Consider the following 19,082-nt stretch of genomic DNA (forward strand, 5'->3'; position numbering starts at 1 on the left):
ATCCAAGTGATTTTTCGATCTCAACTAAGTATTTCACTACATTTTTACATCAATTCCACCTATATATATAAGGTATAGCAGTATATTTGGCAACTTAAAGCCTTAAAGCAGCAGTTATATATGTCTAATATTCGTTTTCAGGCACTTCAAGCAGTGCTTACACGTACAATTCCTGAAGTAAAAGCACCGGCGGCAAAAATTTCAGAGTATTTCGGTTCTAACGTTTTCGATAAAAAGAAAATGAAGGAATATTTATCTAGAGAAGCTTTTGAAAGCATTGCCAATTCCATAGATATGGGCGAGCCTGTTGAACGCGACATGGCCGACCAAGTGGCATCTGCCATGAAGGCTTGGGCATTAAGTAAAGGAGCTACACACTACACGCACTGGTTCCAGCCTTTAACCGGTACTACTGCTGAAAAACACGACGCTTTTTTTGAGCCAACATCCGACGGAGCTATTGAAAAATTCAGTGGCGACGCATTGGCACAGCAGGAACCTGATGCTTCCAGCTTTCCAAATGGTGGCATACGTAATACTTTTGAAGCCCGCGGTTATACCGCCTGGGATCCCTCCTCGCCGGCTTTCATCATGGGCCGTACATTGTGTATCCCTACGGTATTTGTTTCTTACACTGGCGAAGCACTTGATTATAAAGTACCTTTATTAAAGGCGCTGAACGCGCTGGATAAGGCAGCTGTTGACGTAGCGCAGTATTTTGACAAAAGCATTGAAAAGGTAAATGCTTCGTTAGGTATTGAGCAAGAGTACTTTTTAGTTGATTTAGCTTTATTTAACGCCCGCCCCGATCTTTATTTAACCGGCCGTACGCTGTTCGGTCACATGTCGGCCAAAAACCAGCAACTGGAAGATCACTACTTTGGCTCTATACCAAGCAGGGTGTACGTCTTTATGCAGGATTTTGAGAACGAAGCGCTGCAATTAGGCATCCCGTTAAAAACACGCCATAACGAAGTAGCGCCCTCTCAATTTGAGTGTGCACCAGTTTACGAAGAAATTAATCTGGCTATTGACCATAACCAGCTGTTAATGGATATCATGGATCGTGTGGGCAAGCGTCATAACTTTAAAGTTTTGCTGCACGAAAAACCATACGCCGGCGTAAATGGCTCGGGCAAGCATAATAATTGGAGCATGATTACCAATACAGGTAAAAATCTGCTTTCGCCAGGTAAAACGCCAAAGAGCAACCTCATGTTCCTTACGTTTTTTGTAAACACCATTAAAGCAGTTTATGAGCATGCTGATCTGTTACGAGCATCTATCGCATCAGTAAATAACGACCACCGGCTGGGAGCCAACGAGGCGCCGCCTGCTATTATATCTATATTTTTGGGCAGCCAGCTGAGCGATGTGCTCGACGAGATAGAGACCTCACGCATCAGCAAAAAAGCTAAGGAAGAAGCTTTGTTATGGCAAGGCATACCTAAAATACCTCAGATATTACAGGATAACACTGACCGTAACCGCACCTCACCTTTTGCCTTCACCGGTAATAAATTTGAGTTACGCGCTGTAGGGTCATCGGCCAACTCAGCTAACCCCATGACCATCCTGAACCTGATCGTAGCCGATCAGTTGAAGAAATTTAAGGTTGAGGTTGATAAGTTGCTAAAAAAAGGCGAAAAGAAAGATGTAGCCTTGTTAACCATCATAAAAAGGTATATCAAGGAATCCAAATCAATACGTTTTGAGGGAAATGGTTACAGTGATGAATGGCAGCAATTGGCTGAAGAACGTAACCTGGCCAACATTAAAACTACACCAAAGGCCCTTGATGCACTCATTAGCGAAAAAGCGGAAACGGTATTTGAAAGTACCGGTGTATTTACTCGCCGCGAAGCACAAGCGCGCCATGAAGTGCTGTTAGACGATTTTTATAAAAAACTCCAGATTGAGGCCCGTGTTATGGGCGAACTGGTAAATAATGTTATTATCCCTGCAGCTATCAACTACCAAACCAAGCTAGTAGAGAACGTAAGAGGCTTAAAAGATATTGGCTTAAAAGAGGATGTCTACGCTGCGCAAATGGACATTATTAAAAAGCTTGCCGAGCACATCAACTTCATCAAAACCAACAATGACGAGATGGTTGACGAACGCAGGAAAGCTAACGTAATTGAAGATGCCCGCGACAGAGCCATTGCCTATGACGAAAAGGTAAAGGCTTACTTCGACCCAATCCGTTACCATGTAGACAAGCTGGAGCAATTGGTAGACGATGCCTTGTGGCCATTACCTAAATTCAGGGAATTGTTATTTATTAAATAGTTATAAAACAAGAAAGCCTCCAAATTGGAGGCTTTCTTGTTTTATAATCAGCAAGTGTGTGATTAAGCTGATATCGCGTTGATAATGTCGTATTGCGTAATAATCTCAATCTTGCCTTCCTCATCTTCAACCAGTACGGCAATATTGTCTTTGTTAATCATGCTCGATATTTTATCTATAGAAGCATTTAAGTCAACAAACGGAAATGGTGCAGTAGTGATAGTTTGTACCGGCTGAGATTTAAGCGCGGGGTTCTCCAACAAAGCATCCAAAATATCGCTTTCGGTAATCTTACCTATTACCATACCCTGTTGTGTAACCGGAATTTGCGAGATATTAAGCGTTTTAATGGTATTAATAGCCTCTAAAACCGTTTTCTCCGTATCAATAGTAACAATCTCCGTACTTTCCTTTTTGCGGATAATATCGCGGGCCGTCAACTTATCGTCTTTCAGGAAACCTCGCTCGCGCAGCCAATCCTCATTATACATTTTACCCAGGTAACGCGTACCATGATCGGGGAAAATGATCACAACCACATCTCCTTCTTTGAAACGGTCTTTCATTTGCAGCACACCGGCCACTGCCGATCCGGTCGAATTGCCAGCAAAAATGCCTTCTTGCATGGCTATTTGGCGGGTCATTAAGGCGGCATCCTTATCGCTCACTTTTTCAAAGTGGTCAATTAAGCTGAAGTCAACGTTTTGCGGTAAAAAGTCTTCACCAATACCCTCGGTGATGTATGGATAAATTTCATTCTTATCAAATATTCCAGTCTCTTTGTACTTCTTAAATATAGAACCGTAAGTATCAATACCCAACACCTGTATATTGGGGTTCTTTTCTTTTAAAAACCTGGCCGTGCCTGATATAGTACCGCCAGTACCTACTCCCACCACTAAATGAGTGATCTTTCCTTCCGTTTGTTCCCATATCTCAGGACCGGTTTGCTCGTAATGAGCCTGAGAGTTCGACAAGTTATCATATTGGTTGGGCTTCCACGAATTAGGTACTTCTTTCTCTAAACGTGAGGATACTGAATAATATGAGCGCGGATCTTCGGGCTCCACGTTAGTGGGGCATACAATTACCTCAGCACCAAAAGCGCGCAGGGCGTCAAACTTTTCTTTTGATTGCTTATCGGTACTGGTGAAAATACATTTGTAGCCTTTAATAACGGCGGCAATGGCCAGACCCATGCCCGTATTGCCCGATGTACCTTCAATGATGGTTCCGCCCGGTTTCAGGCGACCGTCCTTTTCGGCATCTTCTATCATCTTTAAGGCCATACGGTCTTTAATAGAGTTACCGGGGTTGGTGGTTTCTATCTTAGCCAGCACGGTAGCCTTAATATCCTTTGTTATTTTATTGAGCTTAACCATGGGCGTATTGCCAATGGTTTCCAGTATATTATTACTCCACATAGTTAGTAGACAAATTTGGGATTATTAAATGAATATAAAAGTTTTAGTTGCAGAAATTATCGCAACCTCACATTTATACAGGATCAAGAAATAGCCGAACAGCGAATTACGCAAACCTACAAAGCTTGGTTAGCTGCATAATAATAAAGGCGTCCCCCTATCGGGTCATGCTTTAGGTTCATACTGCACAGGCCTTAGTCACGGGCCGGTACCCACTTCAATTTTTAACGCAGGGTGTGCGAAAGCCTCTGTTGTATTAACCTTGCACTTTGTTCACCTCGTCAATCAGCATTTTGCTTAAGCCGTTAAAGTATCGTTTAATGCCATATCCTATCACCCATTGTATGCCACGGGTGGCATTAGTAACAAACACCTCATCTGCTTCGTGCAAAATATCCGGGTTAATCTGCGCTTCGGTAACTGGAATCTCCTTTGCTATGCATAGGTTGATGACCACCTGCCGCATTATGCCGGCCACGCAGCCCTCACTTAACGCAGGCGTGTATAAATGGTCCTTGTACCACACAAACACGTTCGAACTGATACTTTCACACAAAAAGCCACCCTGGTTTAGCAAAAATACGTCGTCGAGCCGGTGTTCAGTTTTATAAAGGCCTGCCATTACATAAGGCAGGGAATTACAGGTTTTGTAGTTAGAAAGGAAATTTACAGGCTTAAGCAATTCGGTATACACGTCCATTATAAGCCCCTTTTGGTTGAGGCGATAATTAGAAACTTCATCGGGCTGCAGCTCCAAACACCAGCCCGATTTATTGTCATTGGGCGTATACAAACCATCAGCATCACGGTAAACTGTTAAGCGTAGCCGGCCATTTTTGGCCTTATTCCAAACAGCCAGCTCTTCGGCCTTATCCTTTAAAAACCAGGAATCCAACAGACTATACCCTTCCAGCTTCAGCGCCTTCATTCCTTGTTGCAGGCGATCGGCGTGCAAATCGGCGAACTTAAGCTGTCCATTTACCAGGCGCATGCTCTCAAACAAACCATCACCATATTTAAAAGCCCGGTTAGCAACCGTTAGCAAAGCATTGTCAGCAGGTAACAGCTGACCGTTAAAATTTACAAAAAAAGGCATCATGCAATGGTGTAAACAACTTTTCAGGCATTTTGCTCTACTGAGCCGCTAATATATTTTCGCCATTTTTGTAAAACGGCATCAAAATCGGCAGGCAGAGGCGCCTCAAAGTAAATGTATTTGCGGGTAGTTGGGTGCACAAACCCTAAACTTTGTGCGTGAAGGGCCTGGCGAGGCATCAGCTCAAAACAGTTTTCTATAAACTGCTTGTACTTATTAAAGGTAGTTCCCTTTAAAATCTTATCACCACCATAGTTGGCATCACTAAATAAAGGATGTCCTATGTGTTTCATATGTGCTCTGATCTGATGCGTGCGCCCGGTTTCCAATTGGCACTCAATTAGTGTAACATACCCAAAGCGTTCTAAAACTTTATAATGCGTTACCGACCATTTACCTTTGCTTTCATCTTCATAAACCGACATTACGCGCCTATCTGCAATGCTGCGGCCAATATAGCCACTTACCGTACCATCCTCCTCCAGATCTCCCCAGGCAAGGGCCATGTATTTGCGCGTAATAGTATGCTCATAAAACTGACGTGCGAGCCAGGCCATAGCCCGCTCGTTTTTACTAATGAGCAGCAAGCCCGATGTGTCCTTATCTATCCGGTGCACCAGCCCCGGCCTGCCATCGTTACCCGGCAATGTGGGCAATTGCTGAAAGTGATACACCAGGCCATTAACTAACGTGCCTGTATAATTATTATAACCGGGATGAACTACCAGCCCGGCCGGTTTATTTATAACTAAAACGTCGTCATCCTCGTAAACAATGTTTAATGGAATGTTCTCGGGGTAAACTTCGGTATCACGTGGCGGATGTGGCAACACAACCGAAATAACATCCTGCGGTTTAACCTTATAGCTGGATTTGGCTGGCTTTTCATTCACCAGCACATTACCTAGCTCAATAGCGTTTTGTATGCGGTTGCGTGATGCATTCTCTATCCGGTGCATCAAAAATTTATCTATTCGGAGCAGCGATTGCCCCTTATCAACCACAACGCGAAGGTGCTCATACAGATCCTGTTCGTCAGGCTCATTAAATGCTGTATCTGTTAACATCGGCGCAAAAATACGGCTTTTTAAGCCGGCAGTTGTCAAGTAATTTTTTATTAACTTTTATATATATATGAAAAAACTTTTGCCCCTTATCACAATCATCACGCTGGCTGCAACGCAGGTTAAAGCGCAAGACGATGGTATAGCGCAATTACTTAAAACAGCACCAGGCGATGCAGGAAAGTTGATTGGTGCATATGCTAACCCGCTTTTTAAGGGCCTGGGCACCGGCTTAAATAACGGCTGGACCAACACTGCAAAAACTAAAGGCCTGTTAGGCTTTGAACTAAGAGTATCGGCATCGGGTGTGTTTGTGCCCACTGCTGATAAAACTTTTGATGTTACGAGAATTGGCTTATCAAGCAGTGTACGTCCTGTTCAGGGTAGCCCCAGCATTACACCTACTATTGGTGGCAGTAATGACACCAAGCCAGCTACATTGGGCATATACTCCAACATAGCCGGCACAGAAGCCGAGGTTGACCGCTTCACCTTACCTGCACGTGTTACCCCTATTATACCGGCCCCGCAATTACAGCTCACCGTAGGTTTGATACACCATACCGATGTAACTATACGTGCCATTCCTAAAATAAAGGCAGGTGATGATGTAGGTTCTATAGGTATGATTGGCTTTGGCTTCAAACACAACATCATGGAAGATATTTTTGGCGGTGTTGGCGGTAAACTAGTTCCTTTTGATTTAGCAATCGCTGCTGGTTATACCCGCATCAACTATGAACTACCGGTACAGGTGCGCCCAAGTTCGGGCAAAGTGCCGGAGCCGGGCAGTGTTGGCCGTACCGACTTCAGCACCCAACGCTTAGACGGACACTTTAACGGCTTTAACGTGCAAGCTATTTTTTCAAAAAAACTATTGGCTTTTACCCCTTTCGCGGCTTTGGGCTACAATACTTCTAAAACCGATGTTGGTTTATACGGAAATTTTCCGGTGACCAATGGTGCTGCAACCTACACGGTATACACTGATCCGGTTCGTATTAATGATAAAAGCAACGGCATTAATAGCTTCAAGGTAGATGCCGGCTTTCAGCTGGATCTGGCGTTCTTTAAATTCTATGCATCCGGAAGTTTAGGTAATTACAAATCAGTTACTACAGGTATTGGTTTAGGCTTGTAAATTTGCCTAATGTTTAATTTAGAAATATTCAGCCCCATTCAGCCGTGGCAGCATCCGCTGTTTGCTGAAAAGGGGCTGAATGTTTTTATTAAGCGCGATGATCTCATTCATCCGCTGATATCGGGCAATAAATGGCGCAAGCTTAAATATATACTGCAAAAAGCGCATTCGATAAACAAAAACCACCTGGTTACTTTTGGCGGTGCGTATTCCAACCATTTGTTAGCCACGGCTGCGGCGGCGGCACGTTTTGGCTTTGCATCTACCGGCTTTGTACGTGGCGAGGAGGTGCAAAACGACACGCTATTTTTATGCCGCCTGCACGGTATGAAGCTTATATTTGTTGACAGGGACACTTACCGGGAAAAACAAGTGCTTTATGAACGTTACTTTGGTGATGACCAACGTGCCTATTTTATAGGTGAGGGTGGCGCATCAGCTGAAGCGGTACAAGGTTGCGCCGAACTTGTTGATGAGTTACCCATTTCATACAACCACCTTTTTTGCGCATGTGGCACGGGTACAACTGCGGCCGGCATCATTACCGGCTTAAGCCAGCATAAATTACCTACCCAATTTCATGCTGTGCCTGTTTTTAAAAACGGCAATTTTATGCGAAACGAAATAGATCGGTATCTGCCGTTTAAAGCCGACTATACCTTGCATACCAAATACCATTTTGGTGGCTATGCCAAAACCTCTCCCGAGCTTATCAGCTTCATACAAAGCTTTGTTGCTACTACAGGTATACTGATTGAGCCGGTTTACACCGGCAAAATGCTCTATGCCCTTTATGATCAAGTTATTAAAAATCGCTTTACCCCTGGTAACAATATTCTGGCCATACATAGTGGTGGCATTTGGGGGCTATTGGGAATGAAAGAAAAGTTTATGTAATGGTTTGTTTAATAGTTTAAATACTATAAATACACTTGTTCATAAAATGATCATATTGCCAATCCGTACATTTACTCACAGTTAACATTTCGTTAGTATTTCTACAAATATTTTAAATAAGTTCGCATAATTTTAACTTGCAAGACAACGTTATGGTTACATAATGATATTAAAGTATATCATTATACTTCACACTACTGTGATAATACAGATAATGAAGCTTACTTTGCAATGAAATAAGTTTTTATTTGCTGTATACTATTATTGTACGGTTACGTTATAATAATGAAGAAACAAGGAAGTAAACATTTATCTAGCTGAAACATTGTTATATTATTAAAGGGATTAAGGGATCTACTATTAAAATGAGTAAACAAACTGAGAAATTGAAAAAACAGCTTCTCGAATTTTCTGATGTTATCAACGCATTTCAATCTGAGGCTGTACAAGTAAAAATTATTGACAAACTGTTAGACACCTTGGAGTGGGAAAAAGAAGTTGATGAAACTTTAAACAGGCGGAGCCGTAACCACAACGGCGAAACAGGGCCACGAGGCGAAAGTATAAGAAAGCCGGGGGCAACCAAAGTTTTAAATCAACTATTGCAAACTGATTATTTTAACGCACCACACTCTATTGCCGATATTGCTACTTTTTGTAAAAATCAGTACGATTCAGATTTTAAGACTTCGGAACTTTCGGGCATACTGCTGAAACTGGCAAACGAAAATAAACTGCGCCGGGAACGCAGCGATGAAAGCAACCGCTTTGAGTATGTAAGAACGTAATTAGAACCACAGCTCAAAAACAAGAGCCAATAAACAAGAACCTCTAAGCTTATTACACAAAGCTTGTTCTTGTTTACTGGCTCTTAACTTTTTACACCTATTTTAAATCAAATAAGCTATCAACACCCAATATCTTTCGCGAAGTAAAACCCTCGGCGTACCTGGTCTGAATAGAACGCGCCATTTCTCTGGCTCGTGCTTCTACACCTTTAATAAATTCTGGTGACGAAATGTACGTTTGTGGTTCGTTTTCCCAGTTTGGATTGTGGAATTGGGATCTATAGGCCATAATGCTGGCAACTTTTGTGTCCCAGTAGTCTGTTATATCAACTAATATATCCGGTTCGATATACCGGTCTTGTATAAAGTGCAGCAATTGCTTAGGCCGCCATGCTTCTTGTGGTTGCCCATCATGGAAAGTTTCGATTTTGCGCAAGCCGGCTAAAAAGCACGATGTTTCTACTAACTCACTGGCCCGCCCATGGTCAGGATGACGGTCGTGATAGGCGTTAGTAATTACTATTTCGGGCTGGTAGCGCCTAATTACTTCAACAATTTTAAGCTGATACTCGGGAGTATTTTGAAAGAAACCATCCGGAATGCCCAAATTTTCGCGTAGGGCTAAGCCTAAAATCCGACCTGCGGCTTCGGCTTCGGCGGCACGTATTTCGGCAGAACCACGTGTACCCAACTCGCCTCGGGTTAAATCGACGATGCCTGTTTTTTTACCCATAGCGTTATGCTTTAAAATAACGCCGGCACAGCCCAGCTCTGCATCATCGGGGTGCACAGCCAGTACCAGTATATCCAACTTTATGCTCATGAGCTTAAGATTGCCTCATCAGCCGAAAGCAGTTCGCCTATCTTCTTTTTAATTTTAGCCGAGGTAGGTTTAGTAAAAGGGTAGAAAAAATCGATCACGTGGCCGCTGCGATCAACCAGGTATTTATGAAAGTTCCATCTTGGCGCCGCTTGAATACGGCCGTTAAGGTTTTTGCTGCCTAAAAATTTAAACAGCGGATGCGCATCCTGCCCTTTCACTTTTACCTTGCTAAAGACCGGAAAATGCGCGCCGAAATTGATCTTACAAAATTTGCCTATCGTATTTCCTTCCAAGGGTTCCTGCCCTCCAAAATCGTTTGATGGGAAAGCAAGAATTTCAAAATCCTTTCCCTCAAACTCGTTCCTTAATACTTCAAGGTCTTTAAGCTGTGGGGTAAAGCCGCATTGCGAGGCTGTGTTAACAATTAATAAAACTTTGTTTTTATAATCGCTCAAGTTCACTTCTTCACCGTTTAGCTTTTGTACGCTAAACCGGTAAATACTTTGTTCGTCCATTATTAATATCTGTTGGAGTAATAGCCCGCCTGTCTGAGGATGGCTTCTATATCACGTTCTTGATCCGGGTCGTAAGTTTCTTTTAAATTGTGGCCAAATATACGTGCTACAGATTGAAACATAAAAGCATGAAATCCACCTTTTAATTGTTTTGCTAAATCATAGCTGGTAGCGCCTGTTTCGCGGTCAATTAATTTAATTAAAATTTCGCCCTGTGTGATGGTCAGGTTCTTTACTTGCTTATTAAATAATTCCTTTACCTGCATTTCGCAGGCCTTAATCAACTCCTTCTGTTTATCTTTATCGGTAGTAACAGCCAAATCACGCTGCAGCTGGCGGTACTTGTCGCCGGCTATACGTGCATAAGGTATAACCTTATAAACGTTGTATTTTAACCGATAGTACGCTTTGCGGTCAGCCTCGCTCGGAAATATGCGGACTCCGGTTACCGGCACTTCAGCCAAAACAACCCAAGGTACCAGTTCGCCGTTGCTTTCTGTCAGGTAAGTTTTAATGGTATCATTTTTGCCTACTTTAGGGTGAGGCAACTGGTTTTGAGACATCACCTGCCCTACCACACAGCATAACAATAGCATTAAACCAATATATTTCATATATTTACGTAACACAAAAATAATGCTATTTTTTAGTGATTTACAAATCTCGGGCAATTAATTATTTAGCTGCCCTATTTATGATATTTAGATAACAAACGCTTATAAATGAAAGATTTAGTGATTGATCTGGAAGCCGAAAAAGCGGAAATATTAAAAAGATACCGTGCTTTGTTGCGGGCATCCAAGTCTACCTTGCAAAAAGGCGACAAGAGAATGATTCGCAAAGCATTTGATATGGCTTTAGAGAGTCATAAAGATATGCGCCGGAAATCGGGCGAGCCTTATATATATCACCCCATTGCCGTGGCCCAAATTGCGGCCGAAGAGATTGGCCTGGGCACTACCTCTATTGTGTGCGCCTTGCTGCATGATGTGGTTGAAGATACCGACATATCACTGGAAGATATTGAGAGAGAATTTGGTAAGAAAGTAGCTAAGATTATTGACGGCTTAACCAAGATATCGGGCGTATTTGATACCAACAGCTCCCTGCAGGCCGAAAATTTTAGAAAAATGCTGCTTACCCTGGCCGATGATGTAAGGGTAATACTGATAAAGCTGGCCGACCGCCTGCACAACATGCGTACGATGGAGTTTATGCCGCGCGACAAGCAGCTTAAGCTATCATCTGAAACGGTTTATCTGTATGCGCCATTAGCGCACAGGCTAGGTTTATATGCCATTAAGTCAGAGTTGGAAGACCTTTCCATGAAATACATGGAGCGCGAGACCTATCAGTTCATTAAAAAGAAACTGAATGAAAAAAAGGCCGAACGCGAACGATTTATTCATGATTTTATTGAACCGGTAAAAGCTACCCTAGCCAGCCAGGGCTTACATGCTGATATTTTTGGAAGGCCTAAATCCATCCATTCCATTTGGAATAAGATGAAAAAGAAGGCCATTCCGTTTGAGGAGGTATATGACCTTTTTGCAATCCGCATTATTCTGGACAGCACCCCTGAAAATGAGAAAGCAGACTGCTGGAAAGCTTACTCAGTAGTAACAGACTCCTATCGCCCTAATCCCGATCGTTTGCGCGATTGGGTATCATCACCTAAAGCCAACGGTTATGAATCATTACACACTACGGTAATGGGTCCACGCGGGCAATGGGTTGAGGTGCAAATACGCACTAAACGCATGAACGAGATTGCGGAGAAGGGTTTTGCAGCACATTGGAAATATAAAGAGTCATCGAGTGACAGTGGTTTAGACCAGTGGATACATAAAGTTCGCGAATTACTGCGTAATCCCGACAGTAACGCGCTCGACTTTTTGGACGACTTTAAGATGAACCTCTTCAGCGATGAAATTTTCATTTTCACGCCTAAAGGTGCGCTTATTCAATTGCCATCAAACGCTACCGCGCTTGATTTTGCATTTGAGATACATACCGACGTCGGTGCCAGCTGTATTGGCGCCAAGGTAAACCACAAACTGGTTCCGTTAAATTACAACCTGCAAAACGGCGACCAGGTGGAAATCATCACCTCAAGTAAGCAAAGCCCTAAAGAGGACTGGCTTAACTTTGTGGTTACAGCAAAGGCTAAAGCTAAAATAAAATCCTCGCTTAAGGAGGCTAAGCGTAAAATTGCCGAGGATGGTAAAGAGATACTGGAGCGTAAGTTAAAATCATTGAAGATTACTTACAATTCTGAAAACATTCATAAGCTCTCTTACTACTTCAAACTTTCATCAACTCAAGATTTGTTTTACAATGTAGCCAAGGGCCTGATTGATTTGCAGGATTTGAAAGAATACCAGGCATCTGAACGGGTGATTGAGAACAAGCCGCAGGATAAGATCGATCAGGAACAGGTGCAAAGCCTGATGCGTAACGTTAAAGCCAAAGACAGCGACATACTGCTTATTGGCGAAGACATGCAAAAGATAGACTATAAACTGGCCACCTGTTGTAACCCCATACCCGGAGATGATGTGTTTGGGTTTATTACGGTAAGCGATGGCATTAAAATACACCGCACCAATTGCCCTAACGCAGCCAAACTGATGGCAAACTATGGTTACCGCATAGTGAAAGCCCGCTGGACTACCCAGCACGAGCTGGCCTTCCTGACGGGATTACGTATTACCGGTATTGACGATGTAGGCTTGATTAACAAATTAACCACCGTTATATCGTCTGACTTTAAAGTAAACATGCGCTCCATATCAGTAGATAGTGATAATGGTATTTTTGAAGGCACCATTATGATGTATGTAAACGATACCGAGCACTTAGATAACCTGATTAAGCGCCTGAAGCAAGTAAAAGGCATAACTGCCGTTACACGCTTCGACTCGGCGCCTACGCCGGTGGAGAAAGCGTCTTAAGCACAGAGACCAACAAACAGCAGAAGCCAGGACTTTATAAACCGTCTCAGCTTCTGCTTTTTGTTGGTTAAAAGAATTACATTAGCCTGTCAACCCTGCCTTCGTTTCTTGGCTCTTAGTTCTTGTTTCTATACATAAATTCCTACCTTTGACTTCTTAACTGTTGTAATATTATGCCTCTACAGGAAACCATTGATATGGTTAAAAAAATTTTCGAGGCGTATCTCGAAAATAAAAGTTTGCGCAAAACGCCTGAGCGCTTTGCCATCCTCGAAGAGATCTACTCGCGCAGTGATCACTTTGATGTGGAATCCCTATACATCCACATGAAGAATAAGAAATACCGGGTAAGCCGCGCCACGGTATATAATACACTCGAATTACTGGTATCGTGCGATTTGGTAACCAAGCATCAGTTTGGAAAAAACATGGCCCAGTTCGAGAAATCATACGGCTATAAGCAGCACGATCATATCATTTGTATTGACTGCGGTAAAGTGGTTGAATTTTGTGACCCGCGCATACAGCAGATACAAAGCATGATGGGTGATTTATTAAAGTTCGACATTAAGCACCATTCTTTAAATTTGTATGGCAACTGCACCAAATTGAAAGAAGGCTACTGTGACCGCAGGAATTAATTTTCTTCATACTTGTCCCTATCAAATCCAAGCAGAAGTTTTTGGATTTGATAGGGATTGTTTCTTTTATAATCTTACTTTTGCAGCTTAAAATTTTGGTCTGCATACTGTTGTTGCAACAAAGGGCAACGATGTAAAAATATTCGATAAATGGCTGTTGATGTTTTATTAGGCCTCCAATGGGGCGACGAAGGCAAGGGAAAAATTGTTGACGTGCTAAGCGCTGGTTATGATTTAATAGCACGCTTTCAGGGTGGCCCTAACGCCGGGCACACATTGGAGTTTGATGGTAAAAAGTTCGTACTGAACACCATTCCTTCAGGTATATTCTTCGAAAACACCATGAACCTGATTGGTAACGGTGTTGTAATCGATCCAATTACTTTAAAAAAGGAACTGGACAAATTAAAGGATGCCGGTCATGATTTGTTGGCTAAAGGCAACCTCATGATTGCAAAAAAAGCGCATCTCATTTTACCTACGCACCAGTTGTTGGATGCAGCTAATGAGAAAAAGATGGGCGAAGGTAAAATTGGGTCAACGCTGAAAGGCATTGGTCCAACTTATATGGACAAAACTGGCCGTAATGGCTTACGCGTAGGTGATATTACCCTGCCCGATTTTAAAGAGCGCTACCAAAAGCTGGTTCACAAACACACCTCAATGCTCGAGGCTTTATATGGTGATGTGGTTGATTTTAGCGAACGTGAAGCTGCTTTCTTTGAAGCGATTGAGCTAATTAAACAGTTTAAACTGGTAGACTCTGAACATCTGGTAAACGATTACCTTAAACAAGGTAAAAAAGTTTTGGCCGAAGGTGCACAAGGCGCTATGTTGGATATTGACTTCGGCTCATACCCTTTTGTTACGTCATCAAACACCACAACTGCAGGCGCTTGTACCGGTTTGGGTATTGCACCAAGCAAGATAGGCGATGTCATTGGCATTTTTAAAGCGTATTGCACCCGCGTGGGTGGTGGTCCGTTCCCTACGGAACTAGATAATGAATTAGGTGAACAATTACGCCAGTTAGGCCATGAGTTTGGTGCTACAACCGGCCGCCCCCGCCGTACCGGTTGGATCGATCTGCCGGCTATGAAGTATGCGATTATGCTAAACGGCGTAACACAGCTTGTAATGACCAAGGCCGATGTACTGAGCGGCTTTGAAAAGATATACGCTTGCACACACTATAACTACCAGGGCGAGACTATTGATTACATGCCGTATGATATTTGCACGATTAAGCCGGAGCCTGTATTAAAAGAAATTGATGGCTGGAATGAGGATTTAACCGGCATTACCGAACTATCGGAAATACCTGCAAGGCTGAAATCATACATCGACTTTTTGGAGGCCGAACTCCAGGTGCCTATTAAGTATCTCTCAGTAGGTCCAGATAGGAAGCAGACATTGGTGTTACATTAATTCCGTTAATACCAAGAACGAAGCGATATCTGATTAAGGTGAGCAAATTGCACAGCATAACTCATGAGTTGCTTTGTTTCTCGCAATGATGAAATGTTTATCTAGGCCGGTTCTCCCGGCCTTTTTGTTTGAAGCTTATTTTGAAGTAAATGATTTTCGAAACGCACGATAGCGCATATGTTAAAAAGCAGGCATTGCAATGGGCCGCTTCATTTAATGTGTGCTGCTATCTAGATTCAAATCATTACACCAGCCTATATAGTAAGTTTGACGTGTTACTGGCAGTTGGTGTGCGAGATCAGGTTACTGCCTTTGCAGCCGACGCATTTGAGGCCTTAAAGGCGTTTAGGATGCAACATAACGGTTGGATAACCGGCTTTATGGGTTATGACCTCAAAAACGAACTCGAAGATCTCGAATCAAATAATGCAGAAAAGCTGCAATTTCCTGACCTGTATTTCTTTGCGCCACTACACCTTATTATGATTGAAGGTAACAAGGTAGAGATTATAAGCGATGATGCAGTACAAGTATGGAATGACATCAACCAGCAAACCATCAGTCGGTCGGATGGAGAAAGTAACGTAAATCTGCAATCTCGTTTTACAAGGGAAGCGTATATTGATACCTTCAACCAAATTAAGCAACACATTAACCGAGGCGATATTTACGTTACTAACCTTTGCCAAGAGTTTTATGCTGAAAATGCGGTCATAGATCCCCTAAATATCTTTCATGAACTCAACAGGGTGTCGCCTACCCCATTTGCCAGCTTTTTAAAATATAATAATCAGTATATTATTTGCGCCTCGCCCGAACGTTTTATGGCCAAGCGCGGCAATAAGCTTATCTCGCAGCCTATTAAAGGAACAGCCCGGCGCGGTAGTACACCAGCCGAAGATAAAGCCATTCAACAAGCGTTACGCACCAACCTCAAAGAGCAGCAGGAGAATGTAATGATTGTTGATCTGGTACGTAACGATCTCACCAAGTCGGCCCTACCCGGCACCGTGCAAACTGAGGAACTTTTCGGTATCTACAGCTTTGAGCAGGTGCATCAAATGATCTCCACCATAACATGCCAGGCACAGACGGGAATTTCAGTTATAGATGCTGTGCGCAATACTTTCCCTATGGGTAGCATGACAGGTGCACCTAAATTGCGTGCCATGCAGCTCATAGAGCATTATGAGCGAAGCCGGCGCGGAATTTACTCGGGCGCTATAGGGTACTTTAATCCCGATAATGACTTTGATTTCAATGTAGTGATCCGAACGCTCTTTTATAATGCCAATAACAAGTATTTGTCTTTCCAGGTAGGCAGTGCCATCACTTTTGATGCCGTGGCAGAGCAGGAATACGCAGAATGCTTATTAAAGGCAAAGGCAATCATGGAAGTGCTCGGCGTGAATAAGGCTGCCAACTCCTAAAGCAAATGCCTGTGCCATTTCAAGCGGTATGCGGAGAAACCTTCTCTAAGCGTCACTACACCATTTAAAAAAATCTCTCACTATCGCTCGAGATGACAGTTGCAGTTATAATTAGTTATTTCACCAACGCGGCCCACCCCTGCACGGGAATAAAGCCTGCGCATTCTTACTTAAAATTTCAGGTGCTTTACAGTCAGGCCGTTGTTGATAAGTTGCTTTAACGATTCGATACCTACTTTTAAATGCGTTTCAACGTATTGCTCGGTTACTTTAGAATCGCTTTCAGCTGTCTTTACACCCTCTGGTATCATTGGCTGGTCTGATACCAGCAACAAGGCTCCCGTAGGTATTTTATTGGCAAAACCGGTGGTAAAAATAGTTGCCGTTTCCATATCCACTGCCATGGCACGCAGTTCTTTAAGATACTTTTTAAACTCCTTATCGTGCTCCCACACGCGGCGGTTAGTGGTGTAGCAGGTACCGGTCCAGTAATCGCGGCCCATATCACGTATAGTGGTCGATATAGCCTTTTGCAGTGCAAACGAAGGTAATGCAGGCACTTCGGCAGGCAGGTAATCGTTTGAGGTTCCTTCTCCCCTAATAGCGGCAATGGGCAGAATAAGGTCGCCTACGTTGTTTTTCTTTTTCAAGCCGCCGCATTTACCTAAAAATATCACGGCCTTGGGATGAATAGCAGTCAACAAATCCATTACCGTAGCTGCAACAGAGCTGCCCATACCAAAATTAATCATGGTAATACCATCAGCCGTTACGCTTTGCATAGGTTTATCTAAACCCATTATAGGCGCGTCGTTGTGCCATTGCGAAAACAGCTGCAGATACTTTGAAAAGTTGGTAAGGATAATGTATCCGCCAAAATCTGCAAGGGTACGGCCGGTATAACGGGGCAGCCAATTGGCTACAATAGCTTCCTTAGTTTTTAAGCCGCTTTTTACGGGCGACTGTACTTCTTTTACTTTTTTTGCCTGCGCTACAATTCCAGCGTCTTTGTTTACATCCATTTCTTCATTCATATTCTTTCTCCTTTTTTATTGTTAACCGGACTACCGGATGACATATTAGTGTACAAGAAAGCCTCCGGTTTTTCCGGACACTATTAATAACCTTGTTATTGTTGTAAATGTTTAATTGTGCTGATATGCCCTGTAACAGGTTGCACGTTTGCAATTAAACAGGAGTTACTTCTCCAAAAATCTATAGATACAACAAACCCCGGCGTTGCACCAGGGTTGTGTTTTTTTATAAGAGATTTTACAAATATAAGCGTTTTTACGCTTACTTGTATTAAGCTACCTTCAATTTCTTCAGATCAGATTTTTCAAACTTCTCACGGGCGTAGTCAAGGGTAACGGTCAGTCGCTTTACATCTTTTTTAGACGGGAACTCAAACATCGCATCGATCATGATAGCCTCGCAAATTGAACGCAAACCACGTGCACCAAGTTTAAACTCCATTGCTTTATCCACAATAAAGTCAAGCACATCATCATCAAACTCCAGTTTCACACCTTCGTAATCAAACAGCTTCTTATACTGTTTAAGTAATGAATTTTTAGGCTCTATTAAAATATTCTGCAAAGCCTCGCGGTCTAACGGGTTTAAGTACGTTAAAACCGGCAAACGGCCAATTAACTCCGGTATTAAACCAAATGACTTTAAATCCTGCGGCGTAATGTATTTATAAAGGTTTTTAGTATCTACCTCGTTTTCATCACGCTTCAGCTTATAGCCTACAGTTTGTGTACGCAGGCGGCTGGCAATCTTCTTATCAATACCATCAAATGCACCACCACAAATAAATAGGATATTGCTGGTATTTACCGAGATCATTTTTTGATCGGGGTGTTTACGTCCACCCTGAGGCGGTACGTTTACCATGGTGCCTTCCAGTATTTTTAATAAAGCTTGTTGAACGCCCTCACCAGATACATCGCGGGTAATAGACGCATTATCGCTCTTGCGGGCAATCTTGTCTACCTCATCAATATAAACAATGCCTTTTTCGGCAGCAGCAACATCATAATCGGCGGCCTGCAATAGGCGGGTTAATATACTTTCCACGTCCTCTCCTACATAACCGGCCTCGGTTAATACAGTAGCGTCAGATATGCAAAAAGGAACGTTCAGCACTTTGGCAATGGTTTTAGCCAGTAAGGTTTTACCTGTACCGGTTTCACCCACCATCATAATGTTCGATTTTTCAATCTCTACCTCATCCTTTTCTACCCGCTGGTTAAGGCGTTTGTAGTGATTGTAAACAGCTACAGCCAATACTTTTTTGGCATCATCCTGCCCAATCACATACTGATCCAGGTGAGATTTTATTTCAGATGGTTTAAGTATAGCAGGTGCAGAAGGTGCAGATTTTACTTTCCGTACTTTTAACTCTTCGGCTAATATTTCGTTGGCCTGGTTTACACACTTATCACAAATGTGCGCATCTAGTCCGGCTATCAGCATCAGAGAATCCTGTTTTCCGGCACCACAAAACGAACACCTGATTTCCTTGCTGTTTTTGTTCATCTGATTGAGATTTGTATATCAAAAATACTAATAACTGAATTATTT

At 42.8% G+C, this 19,082-nt stretch carries 16 protein-coding genes; 8 read left to right on the forward strand and 8 right to left on the reverse strand.

The window, feature by feature from the left end; genetic code table 11:
• Positions 1 to 120: 120 nt before the first annotated feature.
• On the forward strand, positions 121 to 2,292 hold the full coding sequence (locus tag ABDD94_RS16245; protein WP_345953137.1) for a glutamine synthetase III: 2,172 nt from the start codon (positions 121 to 123) through the stop codon (positions 2,290 to 2,292).
• A 62-nt stretch (positions 2,293 to 2,354) separates the two neighbouring features.
• Here ABDD94_RS16245 and ABDD94_RS16250 read toward each other — a convergent pair whose 3' ends face one another.
• The 3 genes from ABDD94_RS16250 to ABDD94_RS16260 form a co-directional block, all read right to left on the reverse strand.
• Positions 2,355 to 3,716: a pyridoxal-phosphate dependent enzyme gene (locus ABDD94_RS16250; protein ID WP_345951044.1), complete on the reverse strand. Its 1,362-nt coding sequence runs from the start codon at positions 3,714 to 3,716 to the stop codon at positions 2,355 to 2,357.
• A 256-nt stretch (positions 3,717 to 3,972) separates the two neighbouring features.
• On the reverse strand, positions 3,973 to 4,815 hold the full coding sequence (locus ABDD94_RS16255; RefSeq protein WP_345951043.1) for an aminotransferase class IV: 843 nt from the start codon (positions 4,813 to 4,815) through the stop codon (positions 3,973 to 3,975).
• Between the two features lie 20 nt (positions 4,816 to 4,835).
• Complete coding sequence (locus tag ABDD94_RS16260) at positions 4,836 to 5,879, reverse strand: RluA family pseudouridine synthase (protein WP_345953138.1); 1,044 nt, start codon at positions 5,877 to 5,879, stop codon at positions 4,836 to 4,838.
• 67 nt (positions 5,880 to 5,946) lie between these two features.
• Between ABDD94_RS16260 and ABDD94_RS16265 the strand changes: the two genes are divergently transcribed.
• From ABDD94_RS16265 to ABDD94_RS16275, 3 genes are all read left to right on the forward strand, one after another.
• Positions 5,947 to 7,017 (forward strand): DUF6588 family protein, encoded by a 1,071-nt coding sequence (locus tag ABDD94_RS16265; RefSeq protein WP_345953139.1) that lies wholly within the window; start codon positions 5,947 to 5,949, stop codon positions 7,015 to 7,017.
• A gap of 9 nt (positions 7,018 to 7,026) precedes the next feature.
• A complete protein-coding gene (locus ABDD94_RS16270) occupies positions 7,027 to 7,914 on the forward strand; it encodes a pyridoxal-phosphate dependent enzyme (RefSeq protein WP_345953140.1) in 888 nt (295 codons plus the stop codon).
• Between the two features lie 365 nt (positions 7,915 to 8,279).
• On the forward strand, positions 8,280 to 8,702 hold the full coding sequence (locus ABDD94_RS16275; protein WP_345951039.1) for a hypothetical protein: 423 nt from the start codon (positions 8,280 to 8,282) through the stop codon (positions 8,700 to 8,702).
• Between the two features lie 97 nt (positions 8,703 to 8,799).
• Here the strand turns inward: ABDD94_RS16275 and bshB1 are convergent, their stop codons facing one another.
• From bshB1 to ABDD94_RS16290, 3 genes are read right to left on the reverse strand one after another with little or no spacing between them, the layout of a single operon-like run.
• The gene (gene bshB1, locus ABDD94_RS16280; protein WP_345955990.1) at positions 8,800 to 9,519 is read right to left on the reverse strand and encodes a bacillithiol biosynthesis deacetylase BshB1; all 720 of its coding nucleotides are present in this window, start codon (positions 9,517 to 9,519) and stop codon (positions 8,800 to 8,802) included.
• 2 nt (positions 9,520 to 9,521) lie between these two features.
• Positions 9,522 to 10,040 (reverse strand): glutathione peroxidase, encoded by a 519-nt coding sequence (locus ABDD94_RS16285; protein ID WP_345951038.1) that lies wholly within the window; start codon positions 10,038 to 10,040, stop codon positions 9,522 to 9,524.
• A gap of 2 nt (positions 10,041 to 10,042) precedes the next feature.
• Positions 10,043 to 10,654 (reverse strand): DUF4294 domain-containing protein, encoded by a 612-nt coding sequence (locus ABDD94_RS16290; protein ID WP_345951037.1) that lies wholly within the window; start codon positions 10,652 to 10,654, stop codon positions 10,043 to 10,045.
• A gap of 108 nt (positions 10,655 to 10,762) precedes the next feature.
• On the opposite strand from ABDD94_RS16290, the gene ABDD94_RS16295 reads away from it, so the two are divergent.
• The 4 genes from ABDD94_RS16295 to ABDD94_RS16310 all read left to right on the forward strand — a co-directional run bounded on the left by ABDD94_RS16295 (position 10,763) and on the right by ABDD94_RS16310 (position 16,493).
• Positions 10,763 to 12,994, forward strand: a complete 2,232-nt coding sequence (locus ABDD94_RS16295; RefSeq protein WP_345951036.1) for a bifunctional (p)ppGpp synthetase/guanosine-3',5'-bis(diphosphate) 3'-pyrophosphohydrolase — start codon at positions 10,763 to 10,765, stop codon at positions 12,992 to 12,994.
• 173 nt (positions 12,995 to 13,167) lie between these two features.
• A complete protein-coding gene (locus tag ABDD94_RS16300; RefSeq protein WP_345951035.1) occupies positions 13,168 to 13,635 on the forward strand; it encodes a transcriptional repressor in 468 nt (155 codons plus the stop codon).
• Between the two features lie 150 nt (positions 13,636 to 13,785).
• Positions 13,786 to 15,063, forward strand: a complete 1,278-nt coding sequence (locus ABDD94_RS16305) for an adenylosuccinate synthase (RefSeq protein WP_345951034.1) — start codon at positions 13,786 to 13,788, stop codon at positions 15,061 to 15,063.
• A 149-nt stretch (positions 15,064 to 15,212) separates the two neighbouring features.
• The gene (locus tag ABDD94_RS16310) at positions 15,213 to 16,493 is read left to right on the forward strand and encodes an anthranilate synthase component I family protein (protein WP_345953141.1); all 1,281 of its coding nucleotides are present in this window, start codon (positions 15,213 to 15,215) and stop codon (positions 16,491 to 16,493) included.
• 170 nt (positions 16,494 to 16,663) lie between these two features.
• On the opposite strand, the gene ABDD94_RS16315 is transcribed toward ABDD94_RS16310, so the two are convergent.
• A complete protein-coding gene (locus ABDD94_RS16315; protein ID WP_345953142.1) occupies positions 16,664 to 17,527 on the reverse strand; it encodes an AMP nucleosidase in 864 nt (287 codons plus the stop codon).
• Positions 17,528 to 17,798: 271 nt separating this feature from the next.
• Positions 17,799 to 19,037: an ATP-dependent Clp protease ATP-binding subunit ClpX gene (gene clpX, locus ABDD94_RS16320; protein ID WP_345951031.1), complete on the reverse strand. Its 1,239-nt coding sequence runs from the start codon at positions 19,035 to 19,037 to the stop codon at positions 17,799 to 17,801.
• Positions 19,038 to 19,082 lie beyond the last annotated feature (45 nt).

Source organism: Mucilaginibacter sp. PAMB04168 (assembly GCF_039634365.2).
Taxonomy (GTDB): domain Bacteria; phylum Bacteroidota; class Bacteroidia; order Sphingobacteriales; family Sphingobacteriaceae; genus Mucilaginibacter.